Annotated in this window: 15 protein-coding genes and 1 pseudogene; 7 read left to right on the top strand and 9 right to left on the bottom strand. The window is 43.2% G+C overall.

The genetic code is table 11. The annotated features are described in order from the left end of the window. Positions 1-11: 11 nt before the first annotated feature. On the bottom strand, positions 12-2,660 hold the full coding sequence (locus N4J56_RS01985; protein ID WP_317104910.1) for a M1 family metallopeptidase: 2,649 nt from the start codon (positions 2,658-2,660) through the stop codon (positions 12-14). A gap of 340 nt (positions 2,661-3,000) precedes the next feature. On the opposite strand from N4J56_RS01985, the gene N4J56_RS01980 reads away from it, so the two are divergent. Next, a complete protein-coding gene (locus N4J56_RS01980) occupies positions 3,001-3,534 on the top strand; it encodes a hypothetical protein (RefSeq protein WP_317104909.1) in 534 nt (177 codons plus the stop codon). A gap of 165 nt (positions 3,535-3,699) precedes the next feature. Here the strand turns inward: N4J56_RS01980 and N4J56_RS40725 are convergent. Beyond that, positions 3,700-3,910, bottom strand: a pseudogene (locus N4J56_RS40725) (type II toxin-antitoxin system HicA family toxin). Between N4J56_RS40725 and N4J56_RS01970 the strand changes: the two are divergent. Further along, entirely contained in the window at positions 3,902-4,126 is a 225-nt protein-coding gene (locus N4J56_RS01970) for a DUF4926 domain-containing protein (protein ID WP_317104907.1), read from the top strand. The pseudogene N4J56_RS40725 and the gene N4J56_RS01970 sit on opposite strands and share 9 nt — an antisense overlap. A gap of 263 nt (positions 4,127-4,389) precedes the next feature. On the opposite strand, the gene N4J56_RS01965 is transcribed toward N4J56_RS01970, so the two are convergent. The 3 genes from N4J56_RS01965 to N4J56_RS01955 all read right to left on the bottom strand — a co-directional run bounded on the left by N4J56_RS01965 (position 4,390) and on the right by N4J56_RS01955 (position 7,627). Continuing rightward, positions 4,390-4,878 (bottom strand): hypothetical protein, encoded by a 489-nt coding sequence (locus N4J56_RS01965; protein WP_317104906.1) that lies wholly within the window; start codon positions 4,876-4,878, stop codon positions 4,390-4,392. Positions 4,879-5,160: 282 nt separating this feature from the next. After that, a complete protein-coding gene (locus N4J56_RS01960; protein ID WP_317104905.1) occupies positions 5,161-5,295 on the bottom strand; it encodes a hypothetical protein in 135 nt (44 codons plus the stop codon). A gap of 118 nt (positions 5,296-5,413) precedes the next feature. After that, positions 5,414-7,627, bottom strand: coding sequence for a phosphoketolase (locus N4J56_RS01955; RefSeq protein WP_317104904.1), 2,214 nt, complete (start codon positions 7,625-7,627; stop codon positions 5,414-5,416). 368 nt (positions 7,628-7,995) lie between these two features. Between N4J56_RS01955 and N4J56_RS01950 the strand changes: the two genes are divergently transcribed. Beyond that, a complete protein-coding gene (locus N4J56_RS01950) occupies positions 7,996-9,342 on the top strand; it encodes a cytochrome P450 (protein ID WP_317104903.1) in 1,347 nt (448 codons plus the stop codon). Between the two features lie 112 nt (positions 9,343-9,454). Continuing rightward, on the top strand, positions 9,455-10,201 hold the full coding sequence (locus N4J56_RS01945) for a DUF2993 domain-containing protein (protein WP_317104902.1): 747 nt from the start codon (positions 9,455-9,457) through the stop codon (positions 10,199-10,201). Between the two features lie 25 nt (positions 10,202-10,226). Here N4J56_RS01945 and N4J56_RS01940 read toward each other — a convergent pair whose 3' ends face one another. From N4J56_RS01940 to N4J56_RS01930, 3 genes are all read right to left on the bottom strand, one after another. Beyond that, entirely contained in the window at positions 10,227-10,382 is a 156-nt protein-coding gene (locus N4J56_RS01940) for a hypothetical protein (protein ID WP_317104901.1), read from the bottom strand. A 159-nt stretch (positions 10,383-10,541) separates the two neighbouring features. Then, positions 10,542-11,396, bottom strand: coding sequence for a formyltetrahydrofolate deformylase (gene purU, locus N4J56_RS01935; protein WP_317104900.1), 855 nt, complete (start codon positions 11,394-11,396; stop codon positions 10,542-10,544). A gap of 35 nt (positions 11,397-11,431) precedes the next feature. Beyond that, positions 11,432-11,602: a hypothetical protein gene (locus N4J56_RS01930; protein ID WP_317104899.1), complete on the bottom strand. Its 171-nt coding sequence runs from the start codon at positions 11,600-11,602 to the stop codon at positions 11,432-11,434. Between the two features lie 262 nt (positions 11,603-11,864). Between N4J56_RS01930 and N4J56_RS01925 the strand changes: the two genes are divergently transcribed. Continuing rightward, positions 11,865-12,158, top strand: coding sequence for a hypothetical protein (locus N4J56_RS01925; protein ID WP_317104898.1), 294 nt, complete (start codon positions 11,865-11,867; stop codon positions 12,156-12,158). 106 nt (positions 12,159-12,264) lie between these two features. Here the strand turns inward: N4J56_RS01925 and trxA are convergent, their stop codons facing one another. Then, a complete protein-coding gene (gene trxA / locus N4J56_RS01920) occupies positions 12,265-12,582 on the bottom strand; it encodes a thioredoxin (RefSeq protein ID WP_015152568.1) in 318 nt (105 codons plus the stop codon). Positions 12,583-12,800: 218 nt separating this feature from the next. Here trxA and fabG point away from each other — a divergent pair, with 218 nt between their 5' ends. After that, entirely contained in the window at positions 12,801-13,565 is a 765-nt protein-coding gene (fabG, locus tag N4J56_RS01915) for a 3-oxoacyl-[acyl-carrier-protein] reductase (RefSeq protein WP_317104897.1), read from the top strand. Between the two features lie 117 nt (positions 13,566-13,682). Further along, complete coding sequence (gene groL, locus N4J56_RS01910) at positions 13,683-15,350, top strand: chaperonin GroEL (protein ID WP_317104896.1); 1,668 nt, start codon at positions 13,683-13,685, stop codon at positions 15,348-15,350. Positions 15,351-15,400 lie beyond the last annotated feature (50 nt).

Raw genomic sequence — 15,400 nt, 5'->3', positions numbered from 1 at the left:
GCTCCTCGCCCCTAGTTAGCAGCCTTAGCCTCCAGGCTCTCCAGACGACTCATCAGGGTTTGGTTTTGTTTTTTGAGCTGGTCGATTTCGTCGCGGAGTTGCTTGACAGCTTGGTCAGAACCTGCTGAGCTTTGGACTTTTGCTACAGCTTCTTCGGCGATTCGTTGGACTCGTCCATCAAGGGATTGCGTTGCTAGAGTTTGTAAAATCGCGATCGCTTTGGGAGTTTCCATTTGTCCCAAGGCATTAACAACCGAGACTTGGGTGAGGAAGAAACTCTCCTGGGCTAATTCGGTTAATCGCTCTAGAATCCGCTCTAAATCGGCAGCAGATTGACCTGTAGAGATGGCTCCGAGGGCGCGAACGGCTGCAAGGCGCAAGGCTTGAGGAACTCCTAAACGGGTGTATTCTAGAATCAGGTCTAGTGCCTCGGCTGAGGTTTTCATTTGACTCAAGCCCGCGATCGCCCCAGAGCGCACAACTTCGTTCCAGCCTGCTTTGTTTTCTAAAATCGATCTGAGCAGCTTTAAGACTTTTTCTTCCTTGGGCTTTTCTTCCAATTTGGCAGCGGCGATAATACCAATTGCCCTGGCTGCGGCTGCTTCTACGTAATAGCTGCGGTCGCCATCTTCCACAATCGGCTTCAGGGCTTTGTAACTCGCATAAGTTTTGATGTTACCCAAAGCCTCGACTACGGCACGTCGTACCAAGGGATTTTCATCGTTCAATCCGACAACTAAAGCTTCAAAAGCTTGGTCGAGCTTAATTTGAGCTAATTGTTTCGCGACTTCTACTTTGACACCCCAAAAGCGATCGCTTTTCAATGCTTCAGCGAGGGCATAGAGCGCCTCTAGACCACCTTTTTTCCCCAAAGCTTCAGCTGCGTAGATCCGAGAAATCGGATCGGGGTCGAATTGCAACTGTGCCTTTAGTTCTGGAACGGAATATTCTAAAGACACGGTTTTTAAGTAATTATTATTAACATCAAAGCTAATAAATTGAGGTTTCTCTGCCAAAGGAAAGTAGAAACTCTGTTCCTTTTCATTAACGCGCACGGTGAAGGCTTTAGAGTGAGTAGTGAATAGTGAGTAGTGAGTAGTAGAATTTGAGTTTTCTCCTTCAGCATTCTTCCCCGATTCCCGACTCCCGACTCCCGACTCCCGCGTATAACCAAACGCGATCGGTATCTTCAAATCGAATAGATCGTTTTGGGTTTGGTTAACAGTCACCTTCGCTAATTTGCTATCGCCATCCCACGTGTAAGCAACTTTGAATTCGGGATGTCCGCCGCGATAGACGTATTGATCGAAGAGAAATAAAAGATTTCGCCCCGTTACTTTCTCAATAGCGCGGAGTAAATCTATAGTTTCTACAGTGTTGTGAGCGTTATCTTGCACGAAAGTTTGGATTGCCCGCCAAAATAACTCTTCTCCCAACTCTGCCCGAATCATGTGGTAGACACAGGAACCCTTTTCATACAAGTGGCGATCGTATAATTCGATCGCCTCTCGATAAACGTGCGTTACAATTGGGCGACGATAGCGGCTGCTGTCTTCAGCCAGATAGTTGCGGGCTTCTAGCAAGCGGTAGTAAGCAGCATCTTCGACTCCATACTCCTGTTCCGTCCACATCACCTCAGAGTAGGATGCCATGCCTTCTTTAATCCAAGCATGAGACCAGTGTTTAATCACAACTAAATCGCCAAACCACTGATGGGCGAGTTCGTGCGCTACTAGGCTTTCTGTGAGGCGGTTATCAATCGCCGCCCGTTCGTCTAGCAAACATCTATCTGTCAGCAGGGTGGTAGACGTATTTTCCATCCCGCCAAAAATAAAATCATCTACGCAGACTTGAGCGTATTTGGGAAAAGCATAAGGATAACCGTACTTCTGGCTGAAAAATTCGACCATGCGGGGAGTTTTGCCCATGCTGCGCCGTGCATCTTCCTCTCTGCCTTTTTCTACGTAGTAAGTGACGGGTTTGCCGTTCCATTCATCCTGGATTTCGGCAAAGTCTCCTACTGCTAAAGTCATTAAATAGGATGGGTGGACTTGCTCTTGCAACCAGTGAAAGATTTTATAATCGCCGTTTTCTTCAGTGTGGATTAATCTGCCATTGGAAATGGCAATGTAAGGTTTGGGGACGCGCACCCGAATTTCTGAAGTTGCGAGTTGTCCTGGGTAGTCGAAGCAGGGAAACCAAAAACGGGAGTCTTCATCTTCTCCTTGCGTCCAGACTTGGACTGGTTTGTTGGGATAGTGTTTATCTGGGGCGATAAAGTAAATTCCGCGTTGGGGTTTCGCGACTGAGTAGGCGATCGCAATTTTAATTGATTGCCCAGTTTGTGTGGGGTTAGCTAGATGTACCTGTAGCTGTTGCCCGTCATAATCGTATGTCGTTGAGGTAGTGTCTACTTGGACTGAGTGAATATTCAGACTGACTGCATCTAGCGTCAGGCGATCGATCCCATTACGGACGGGTTTGAGTTGAATCGTGCAAGTCCCGTTATAGCTTTGGTTGGGGATATCTAAATTGAGATCGAGAAAAATATGCTCGACTTGTCCGGGGCGATCGGGATTATAGTGGGGTTTTGCCCCTGGAAGCTCAAAAGATTTATGTTTATGACCGTTATTATCTGTATCGAAATAGGATTGCAGCATGGTAAGGGTCAACCTGCGATAGATGAAAAATAGCTGACGTTTATCTTCTATTCTTTCCAGGGTAACGCCTTTGACAGTTATCAGTGACCAGTTGTCAGAGTTGCAGGTGAGAGTATTGTGGGCGATCGCAGCTATGCAGCAACAGATTACTTCTGTTTCAGGCGCTCGTTCTCCGGCTACGTCTGCATAACAACAGAATGCTTCCGATTTTTATTCCCCATCGATCGACTTATGCAGAGATATCTGATACAATACAAAAATACTTAGGAAGCCCCCAGGTCTGACAAACTTAGGGCTTCCTAATCAAACAAAATCACATCACATATGTGTTGTATGTACTATGAATACTAACACAACAAATCCTGCTGCGATCGCCTCCAACAAAAATTCTTTTCCATCGCGCGATATAAATGAAAGAATCAGACAGCGCGATCACCTGATAATCGAGAATGCCCTAGCCCAAGGATGCGACTACTGGCAGATGTCCAAAGCTATGCCCAAAGACACGTTCAAAGCTTGGCTGGAGTCGCAAGGCAAGACTTTGACTGAAGCGAAAAAGTTCATCCGGCTATTTGAGACATTCCGAGATTTTGCGATTGAGAAGATAGAGCGGATCTCTCTAACTACGCTATTTGCCCTCACTCAAAAGCGATATCAACAGTTAGTATCCAGGTTGTGGGGACTGCCAGCCACAAATGAAAATCAGGTTGCTGAATTGATGGCAGAAGCAAGGAAGCAGCAGCAACAGGACTCTACACCAACACGGGATGTTCGAGGACTCGTCAACCTACCCAGTGGTGGGAGAGCATTTCAGTTTCCTCTATTGCACGATGATGAAACAATTGCCCGCTTGTTGCAAGTTTTACAGGATTGAGGGTTAACGCCGCAACAACTCTTAATTGAGGCGATTGTAACTCTGCACTCTAAGCTGGAAGTTGTGTCGAGAGATAGGCAAGTGTTTGAGGCGATCGCTGTATGATGTTCGCATTTGAGAGTTATGCAATTTGCGATCGCGCTTGTCGAGCATATTTACTTTTATCTATATTGCCAGAAACTCATCTACTGTAATTCCTGCTTGTCGAATCAAACTTCTCAACAATCCTGGTGCTAATTCTCGATGATTTGGGACTGATAAAGTTGGATTTGAGTTATGCCAAAGTATCATACTGGCTTCCGGTTTGACGATTTAACACATAACCCAATTTTTCAAAAACCTTGACAGCTTCTTTACCGAGTGAATAATGATCCAAGAACTCGATCGCTTCATTCTAACAACTAATATTCTAGAACGTAATTTAGAGCAAGGCGATCTTGGTACTGTTGTTTTAGTACATCGAGATCGTCAAGGATATGAGGTAGAATTTATGACCTTAGATGGAGAAACGGTAGCAGTGATTTCACTGTCTAATGAGCAGCTTCGTTCCATTGGTAGAAAAGAAATTGCTCATGTACGAGTTTTGAGTTAGTGCGATCGCTCTACTCTTTTATACATACTTCTAACAATCAGTAGCAACAGGTTGATAGATAACTTATCATTTTTCTATAAAAACTTCGACTAAAGCCATCTTTAAACACAAAAAAACTGCTGATGCAGTTTTTAAAAACTTGTCTTTAGTCCGCGAAGGTGGACTTTGTTTGTGTAGCCGCAAATTCTATTCGCCTAGATTGTATTTTTAAGCTATTATTTAATATTTACTGAGGTAAGTTGGAGCAATTTGGACGTTTGTACTTATCGTCTTTTTTCTAAACTGGATACCTGCCATTCTCCATTTTTCTTACTATATCGACACTCATGTATGGTCCAAGATTTGACCATTCTTCCCACGTACCATAAATCCTTATGATGTCTGTATACAAGTCCTTTTGCACGTAAGCTACCCCATGCGTTGATATTGTTCATCTTATCAGCTGGCGTATTAGCTTTTGCAGCATATCCAATAAATTGAACTTCTTTTATTTCATATAGTTGATCTGTCATCGGATAATTTTGAATAATATAGTATGAATCATTTTTTCTACATAGATATTTTGACCAATAACTTTTTGCTAGTTCATTTAGTTCAGTTTCTTCTTGTGTGAGTGTAGAGCTATTATTCGCAGATGTAGAGATATTACTTTTGATTTCGGGCGAACGGCTGAAATAAGTAAAAACTTGATAAGCGATGACAAAAATAAATATTCTTAAAAGTAAGTCATTTGTACCAGAATTTTTATTCATGTTTTTATTGTTTAGATTTTCCTCAATGAGTTCATTTACTTATTTGATTTGGTGAGATAAACTCAATATAAATTACATAGATCTTTTATGAAATGAGAGAAAATACTGAAATTAAAATTAATAACTGAATTTATGAGCAGTAGAATTTTAGATGGACAATGCCCACCCTAAAGAAGCAATGATATTCTAACTGCGTTCATCTGCGTGTATCTGCGGTTAAAGATTGGTGAACAATTATTCACCTTGAATTATCACTTACTTCTCTTCCCTCAACCGCTCAATTCACCGCCGTTGTTCGCGCAGATTTGCCTCTAATAAAGCATTTACTTCATCTAAATCTAAAATATGTTTATCCATACGTCTGTTGAGTTCTCTTAGCTTAGCAATATGACGCGCTCTTATTTCTGGTGATGGCATTCTTATTTGTAAATTCATCGTTATACAAATTATCTGAATTTGATGAAATATAAAGGAGGGGCGCACAGCTGTGCGCCCCTACCAATATCATGCACGTAACCAAGAATTACGATGGAATCTAACCAACCAATTCCAAAGCGCGTTTCACCAAATTCTCAGCCGTCATGCCATTAATTGCCATCAATTGTGCGGGACTTGCGGTGGTTTCTCCTCGCTTCCAAGCAAACGTATCGCGCTTGCAATGACTCCGCAACATAATTGGTTCCAACATCCCACTGGCACCAGATGCTACTCCAACCAAAGCATCGCCACCAAATAACGCTTCAAATCCAGCATCATTCAAAAATTCCCCATCCGGTTCAGAACAGGAATCCCAAGCAACATCGCTAGGACGATACAAACGACGAGGATTGACGACAGAAACAATTCTCACGCCAATTTCTTGCGCTTCTAAATAAGTTGCAGCTTCAAATACAGGCATCAACACCATATCGCCAATCACCGCAAATACTACTGTCTTGCTACCTTTAATTTCTTGCAGTACTACCGCGCCATCTTGAATCGCTTTCCTACTTTGTTCAAATGTCGTGCGAATTGGTAAAGGTGACTTACTTGCAGTAATGACAACACCCTTATTCTTCGTCGTCAGCGCCCAATCGTAACAAACTTGAATTGAATTTGCATCGGGTGGAAATAGGGGAAATACATTTCCATTTCGCATCATAGCGGCGAAATATGCTTCAATTTCGGGGCGTTGGTGCGTCCAACCGTTCCGCCCTTGTTCTAAAGCCCCAGCAGTAAACAAAGTCACAGTTGAAGGTGTAGGGCGACGTAATTCTGCCATTGCTTGCGTTACCGTTTGCCAAATTGGTAAACCATTAATCGCAAAAGATTCATAAGAACACCACAAGGTACGACTACCCATCAACGCCGAACCAGCAGCTAAACCGGCACAAGCATCTTCACTTAGCGGTTCGTAAACTTGTCCGCCTGGGGTTTGGTTATATACAGGATCTTCGGTGGGGTGGATAATTTTTAATGCTTGGTTAATGTTGGCAATTCCAGACGCTTCATTACCGTCAGCGTTGGTAACAATGTAGTTGCGATCGCATTCTCCCACTTTCGCCACTAATTTACCCATCGCTGTTGTCGAGACTTTCGGATCTCCCCCTACAGCATATTCTTCTAACGGCAATTCCCCAAGTTCTGCTAGCGGTAATACAGATTCCGTTACAGCTACCCGACTCGCCGAACCACCACCAGCGCGTTCGCAGTTCGTCCGCACGATTTCCCATGCAGCAGGTGCTAAAGCACGAGTTTTAAGGGCGTTGACAATATCGGGGTTATCGAGAGTATGCATCGCATAGAGGTTGTGAGATTTTGCCCCTCTCGCATGGACTCCAGCCCCTTTTAATTGTTTGATGATTAATACCGTCAGTTTTCCACTCAAAGCCGAACGGGTAGCTTCATCGGTTGCAACTAACACGGCTTTGGTGAAAGCTAAGCGCTGCTCGAAGGAAAAAGCCGTACTATCGACATAATCGCCTGGTTGGTTTTTGTCGTCAAAGTCTTTGGCATCGACTAACACGACTTCTTCAAAACCGTTACCGTGCCAGTATGCCATCATCCGTTCGTTGGATTGAGTGGACACCATACTATGATGTTCCTGACTGTAGCCATTCCACACCAAGACGGGCAAGAAATTTGTCACGCCTGGATAGGCTGTGTGGAAATGCGCCATGCTACTCATGATGTAGGGTTCGCCTAACCCACCATCGCCAATCGTGACGGGGAATAATTGATCGGGGTGGAGACGGGCGGCTGACATGGCGAAGTGTTGCCCTTGTCCCAATGGTCCCGCAGGGGCGAGAATACCAGGAATAAAGCCAGAAAGGTGTCCCAATAAACCGTGATGTTCGCGGAAGCGATCGCGCAATTGTTGTACAGTAGTAATGCCCATGTCTTCTAACGAACGATCTAAGAACATGGCGCTGTAAAATCCTGGGGCGTGGTGTCCGACTTCGGTAATGATGTTTTTGTAACCCAACATTACTAAAGCTGCATAAGCTTCTACTTGCGAGGCAAAGCCACCAGGGTGTCCCGAAGCTTTACTCCCCGTAACCTGGACTGTTAAATAACGTAAAGCATCGGCATAGAGGAGGGTTTGAAATACAGCCGTCGGATCGCTAGGATCGGTAATAGCAGTTTTATTGGGTGCGATCGCTGCTTGTTTGCCATATTGCTCGAATCCTGGCAAAGTTTCGCCAAAATACTGAATTCCTTGACAAAATTCTGGTGTTACTATCTTTGCCGCTTCGGTCGATGCCGTCATGCTGAAGACCCTCTCTAATTTGAGTATTTGTACTTTTTAGATAATTTTAATTATTTTACATTTAATCTCTGCTTTATGTTGTATACGGTCTGTCTATACATATCAGTTGGATTTGTCTAACTATAGATCGCATGTTTACAGCAGAAATTCTGACGCAGATGAGCGCGCCCAAAAATTAGTTTCAATCGAAAATTCATTGAGTGAGATCGAAGTGATATGATAAAATTCTGAAATGGATTTTTAACAACTTATACTTGATTCAAAATCGTTGCTGCTGCCCTAATAAATAAAAATATATTTTTATTCTCAAATAATTTTTAGTTAATATATAAATAAATCTCCGTAACAGCATTGTCTACCAATTTAAGATGAAGTTAACTGAGGTAAACAAAACTCCAGCATTACTGCAAACGCTCCAGCTAATTGCCAATCCAATCGAGTTTTTAACCACTTGTGCCAACAAATACAGCGACCCATTTGCTGTGAGAGTTTTAGGTTTAAATTCTCCGCCAGTTGTATTTTTCAGCCAGCCACAAGCAATTAAAGAGATTTTCGCTATTCCTTCAGAGCAATTTGATTATAAAAAAGCAACTCACGTATTTCAACCTTTGATGGGGGAGCAATCTTTAATTTTACAAGAAGGGAAAAGTCATCAACGCCAACGCCAATTAATGCTACCTCCTTTTCATGGCGATCGCATGAAAGCTTACGGGCAAATTATTTGTCAAATTACTCAAGCTGTGACTCAACAATGGCAAATTGGCAAACAGATTTCTATTAACCACTTCCTCCCCGACATTACTCTACAAATTATTTTACAAGTTGTATTCGGTATTAGTCCTGGGGAAAGGTACGAACAATTAAAAGTTCAGTTAAGTTCGCTACTAGAAGATGTTACTACTCCCTGGTACTCCAGTTTATTCTTTTTTCCCCCATTACAAAAAGATTTAGGTGCGTGGAGTCCTTGGGGACATTTTGTCAGGCGCAGACAACAAATTGACCAATTAATCTATGCAGAAATATCGCAACGGCGACGAGAAAACGATTCAACCCGCACCGATATTTTATCAATGTTAATGTCGGCACGGGATGAAAATGGACAGCAGATGAATGATGAGGAATTACGCGATCAGTTGATGTCTCTTTTATTATTAGGCTATGAAACTACAGCAGCAGCCTTAGCATGGGCATTTTACCTGATCCATTCTCATCCACAAGTGCGCGATCGCCTACAACAAGAATTGAATAATGCAGATCGTACTCAACCAGATGCGATCGCCCAACTCCCATATCTTACTGCTATCTGTCAAGAATCCCTCCGAGTTCACCCCATTGCTTTAATTTGTACTCCTCGAATGGTAAGAGACTCCGTACAAATTGCAGGAGATAAATTCAACGCTGGGACAATTATCATACCTTGTATTTACCTCACCCATAGAAGAGAAGAAATCTATCCTCAACCAGAAAAATTTCAACCAGAAAGATTCCTACAACAAAAATTTTCACCCTTTGAATATCTTCCCTTTGGTGGTGGTAGTCGCGGTTGTATTGGTGCAGCTTTTTCGCTATATGAAATGAAACTCGTACTTGCTGCTGTGTTATCGCAGTATGAATTAGAACTAGCAAATTCTCGTCCCGTTTCTCCAGTTCGGCGAGGCATTACAATTGTCCCTTCTGAAAATGGGATGCAAATGTCAGTTGTTGGTTATAAGTAAGGTGGGTATTGCCCACCCTACCATTCATTCTTATGCCAAATTGCAGATACATTCCTTAATACTGCGGGTCTAACATCGATCTCAAGCAGAGTCAAAAGGATGCGATCGCAAGATGGATAACGAGCCACGGTTAGAAGAACAAGTCATCGATGCAGTAGCAGAAGTAGGAATATCTAGCCAAGTAGATAACGCTGAAAAAATTGATGTTGATATTCAAACAAATCTCTTAAAGCTAATTTTAGGGCAAGCAGATTCAGTAGATTTTACTGGACAAGGCGTAGTTATACAAAAAGACATCCGCCTGCAAGAAATTGAGGTGCAGACGGATAAAGTTGATGTGAATCCACTCAGCGCTCTTTTTGGCAAGGTTGAATTAGATAAACCGTTAGATGCTATTGCCAAAATTGTCATTACAGAACCAGATTTAAATCGCGCTTTGAAGTCCGAGTACGTATTAAAAAAAGCACGTAATTTTAAAATAAATGTAGACGGACAAACTGTTATTTTAGAAATGCAGCAGATGCAATTACAGTTACCCGGAGATAACAAAATGGTCTTCGATGGTAAGGTGTTGTTGCACGAAAAAGGCGAAACGCAGCCACTCGGTTTTACAGCTACATTTCGCCCCCGTACCCAGAAGCAACCAGTTATCGTTGAAAATTTTCAATGCGATCGCAATGAAGGAATATCTTTTGCGATCGCGCTATCATTAATGGAAAAAGTCAAACAATGGATGGAGTTACCATATTTCGATCTAGAAGGAATAGCACTCAGAGTTGAAGAAATGACGGCGCAAGCAGGTCAGTTAGCTTTACAAATCCAAATGAGAATGAAACAAATACCTCAGAATTTAATTTAATAGGACACAATGGAAATATTCAATATTAACTATTAACTGTTAATTCTGTTTGTCCATACTTACTCATAATCTTGCGATAAGTAGCAACTATGCTAGGAATGTAGCGCCACCAGGTTGCTATGAGGGCTACACTAAAAGTAGAGACAAAGCCGAAGGTGAAGAATTTCTCTAGAATTGACATAGAAATTGCCTTTGTAGATGGAACAAATATTAGAAAATTCTTAAGAACTGAATTGATTGTAGATTTTATATCTTAAAATCATCCTCTGTAAAAATACTGTAATTGTATTTTTATCAGTTAGAGCAGCTTTTCGTTGTAGTCTACGCATAATCCTTTTCACTACTCAAACACCACAGTCTTATTCCCGTAAATTAAGACACGGTGTTGTAAATGCGATCGCACGGCTCTAGCTAAAACGACTCGTTCTAAATCTTTACCTTTACGGATCAGGTCGCTGACCTCATCTCGGTGGCTGATGCGGACGACATCTTGTTCGATAATTGGTCCAGCATCGAGTTCTGATGTTACGTAATGAGCGGTAGCACCGATAATTTTTACTCCGCGTTCGTAAGCTTTCTGGTATGGATTTGCGCCTACAAAAGCAGGAAGGAACGAATGGTGAATGTTAATTGCTTGAGGAAATCGGGTAATAAATTCGGGACTGAGAATTTGCATATATTTTGCCAGAACGATGAGATCGATGTCGTACTGGTGCAAAAGTTCTAACTGTTTTTCCTCTTGAGCCGCTTTGTTATCTTTGTTAACGGGAATATAGTAATAATCTATACCGAATTGTTTTGCCACCCATTCCAAATCGGGATGATTGCTAATAATCAGGGGAATTTCTGCGGCATACTCTTTTGCCTGTTGTCGAAGAATTAAATCGAATAAGCAATGTTCTTGCCGACTCACCCAAATAGCAAGGCGTGGGATGGTGTCGGAAAAGTGTAGTTGCCATCGAGCCTCTAGAGGCTGCGCGATCGCGCCAAAGGCAGGCGCAATTAACTCTCGCGATAGATGAAAACCCTCTAATTGCCATTCAATCCGGGTTAGAAACAAACCAGCAGCAAAGTCTGTATGCTGATCGGCATGGATAATGTTACCACCATTGGCATAAATAAAATTGGCAATTTTTGCGACTAATCCTTGTCGGTCGGGACAAGAAACTAGTAGAGTTGCTGTCAGTCTATTCATATTACTTAACCTTCGCTTGATGTATAAGAAAACCTTTATAAACTGTCTTCTATCTTCAGTACCAACGTAGTATTAGATATATCGAGTTTGAATTTCATTGTCTCCGATCGCTGCCTCTGTATTGTCCGCAAGTTAAAAGTGTGAAATAATACATAAACAAGATCGGGAATTGCTGGAAGCGCGTGTGAGGGTGTACGAGCATTCATAGCACTAGTCTGGAATAACTTTTTGGGCTGGCGTATTTTATTGTCAGAGTCTTTTGTGGCTTGAAAGCGATTTACTAGCAAGGTGCTACGGATAAATATCGATTAGTTAAGGCTTTCGGGTCAGATCGTTACAGGGTGTTCGGGCTACATAGCGCTCAAAAGAGCGTGTTAACGAGAACTTCGTCGATCGCGCTGCTGATTTGGGGTAGCTGCTGAATTCTTTTCAGACTCAACCTGTTTTTAGAAAATGACTTTTTAGAAAATGATGCTACAAACAATTATTACTGCTGGGGCAACTTTCTATGTTACAATCGCGGCTTGTCTGTTTACTCAGTGGGCAGACATCATGCAGCGAGACCTTGGCAAACGCTCTCAATTACTTTTACTCAGAATATTTTTAGTCATAGTCACTCTTTTTTGGCCAATTATCGTACCCATTGCTTATTTAGAATTGTTAATTAAAGTTAAGAAAGACAAAGAAAAAATGAGTTGGTTAGCGGAGCGATCGCCTGAAAGTTTTTCAGCGACAACCGCTGACGATTCATTGCTGTCATAACTGATATCATTACCGTTATCATAATTGTCATCATTGCGAATAAAATAGCTTTTTCCTACAGTAAAAGCCCGCAAATGCGGGCTTTTTATTGAATGAAATATTTTGACTAAATTAGAGCTTGTAAATGTTCGATTAAATTAGGTGCTGGTACTACGCCCTCAATGCGATCGACTGGTTGACCCTGCTTAAATAGTACTAATGTGGGCAAGGCATGAATTTGATATTGACTAGCGAGTTGTGGATATTTATCAGTATCGATTTTCACAATACGGATTTTAGATTTGAGACGCTCGTTTACTTGTTCTAAAATTGGAGCCATCATCTGGCAAGGACCGCACCATGCAGCGTAAAAATCTACCAGTACAGGCACATCAGCACCAGAGATCATTTCAGCAAAATTATTGAACTGCTGTTTAGTAGCCATGAGATTTAACTCAGTTTTTTTACTGTTATATCTCAAGTAGTGGTGAGTGGTGCGTGTTGATGCGGGTGTAGGGTTGAATTGTGACTTGTGACTTGTGACTTGTAATTGCTCCGCGACTCTCTCTTTCCCCTACTCCCTACTCCCTCTTGATAAGATGGTTAGCGCGGTGGTTTAAGTGCGATCGCTAAGTGAGAGTATTTACGCAAGAGTCATTGTTTATGGAAGTATTGCCAGAGGATTTACAACGGTTACGCCAACAAGTTGCAATCGTTACCGGGGCTTCGCGAGGAATTGGACGGGCGATCGCTTTGAGTTTAGCCGCAGAAGGGGCGAACGTTGTTGTAAACTACGCAAGTTCTAGTTCCGCTGCTAAAGAAGTTGTAGAAGAAATTGAGGCGGCGGGGGGTAGTGCGATCGCAATTCCAGCCGATGTCTCGGACGCGGCTCAAGTAGATACTCTGGTTAATACTGTTATAGAAAAATGGAAGCGAATTGATGTTTTGGTAAACAATGCTGGTATTACCCGCGATACTTTGTTATTGCGAATGAAACCGGAAGACTGGCAAGCAGTCATCGACCTCAATCTTACAGGTGTATTCCTTTGTACCAAAGCTGTCAGCAAAATCATGCTCAAACAACGCAGCGGGCGCATCATTAATATTGCTTCTGTAGCCGGACAAATGGGCAATCCTGGTCAAGCAAACTATAGTGCCGCAAAAGCTGGGGCGATCGGATTTACTAAAACCGTTGCGAAAGAACTTGCCTCCCGTGGCATTATCGTCAATGCTGTTGCCCCTGGTTTTATCACCACTGATATGACTAGCAACATTGATTCTGAAGATATTCTGAAATATATTCCTCTTAGTCGTTACGGCAAACCCGAAGAAGTTGCTGGTATGGTGCGCTTTCTCGCCGCCGATCCTGCTGCTGGATATATTACAGGTCAAGTCTTCAACGTCGATGGTGGCATGGTTATGGCTTAAGAGCGATTAGCGTTTAGCAATTAGCTGTTAGCTAATTGCTAAACGCCAGTAGTTTCATTAGCACTCAACTCAAGAGAGTGCTAAATTGACTAATGGAAGCTTGAGGAAACGAAGCGTATGTCAAAAATCGTTGCGTTTGATGATGAATCGCGGCGGGCATTGGAACGGGGTGTGAATGCCCTTGCCGATGCCGTGAAAATTACCCTGGGTCCAAAAGGTCGCAACGTCCTGTTAGAGAAAAAATACGGTGCGCCTCAGATTGTCAATGATGGGATTACCGTAGCTAAAGAAATTGAGTTGGAAGACCCCCTAGAAAATACTGGGGCGCGTCTGATTCAGGAAGTTGCATCGAAAACCAAAGATGTAGCTGGAGATGGTACGACTACGGCGACAGTTCTCGCCCAAGCAATGATTCGCGAGGGATTGAAGAACGTAGCAGCGGGTGCAAATCCAGTGGCGCTGCGTCACGGAATCGAGAAGACCGTTGCCAAGCTAGTAGAAGAAATTGCTGCTGTCGCCAAACCAGTCGAAGGAAATGCGATCGCATCTGTGGCGACTGTCTCGGCTGGAAACGATGAAGAAGTCGGGGCGATGATCGCTGAGGCAATGGAGAGAGTTACCAAAGACGGTGTAATTACCGTTGAGGAATCCAAGTCTCTCACGACCGATTTAGACGTGGTAGAAGGGATGCAGTTGGATCGAGGTTATATTTCTCCCTACTTCATCACCGACAACGAGCGGATGGTAGCAGAGTTTGAGAATCCTCGCCTGTTGATTACAGACAAGAAAATTAGCACGATCCAAGATTTGATTTCGATTTTAGAAAAAGTCGCTCGTGCCGGACAACCTTTGATTATTATTGCTGAGGATGTCGATGGAGAAGCTTTAGCAACTTTGGTTGTGAATAAAGCTCGTGGCGTGTTGAGCGTCTGCGCGATTAAAGCTCCAGGATTTGGCGATCGCCGTAAAGAAATGTTGCGCGACATCGCCGTACTAACTGGTGGTCAGTTGATTTCGGAAGAAATCGGCTTAAGCTTGGATACCGCTTCTTTGGAGATGATGGGTGTCGCTCGTAAAGTCATCATCGACAAAGAATCTACCACAATTGTCGCCGAAGGCGAAAATAAAGCTGATGTGGAAAAGCGCATCAGCCAAATTCGCAAACAACTAGCAGAATCTGACTCGGACTACGACAAAGAGAAACTGCAAGAGCGAATTGCCAAGCTAGCTGGTGGTGTTGCAGTCATTAAAGTTGGTGCAGCTACCGAAACCGAACTCAAAGACCGCAAACTGCGAATTGAAGACGCGCTGAACGCGACGAAAGCCGCAGTCGAAGAGGGTATCGTCCCTGGTGGTGGTACAACCCTAATCCACTTAGCGAAGAAGGTGGACGAATTCAAAGCCAGCCTGCAAGACGAAGAAAAAGTGGCAGCTGAAATCATTGCTAGAGCGCTAGAAGCTCCCTTACGCCAAATGGCAGACAATGCAGGAGTTGAAGGCTCTGTCGTCGTTGAAAGAGTGCGGGAAACCGATTTCAACGTCGGTTATAATGCGGCAACTGGAGAATTTGAAGATCTGATTGCTGCTGGCATTCTCGATCCTGCTAAGGTTGTGCGTTCGGCATTACAAAACGCTGGTTCTATTGCTGGTATGGTTTTAACGACCGAAGCCCTAGTCGTTGAAAAGCCCGAGAAGAAAGCTGCTGCTGCTCCTGACATGGGTGGTATGGGCGGCATGGGCGGCATGGGTGGTATGGGTGGCATGGGTGGCATGGGTATGATGTAATATCGTCCGCGTGCGTGCATAATCTGGTAGGGGCGCACAGCTGTGCGCCC

Source organism: Chroococcidiopsis sp. SAG 2025, assembly GCF_032860985.1.
In the GTDB taxonomy this organism is placed as follows: domain Bacteria; phylum Cyanobacteriota; class Cyanobacteriia; order Cyanobacteriales; family Chroococcidiopsidaceae; genus Chroococcidiopsis.
The sequence above is the reverse complement of the archived record's forward strand: the minus strand, read 5'-3'. Positions and strand labels throughout refer to the sequence as shown.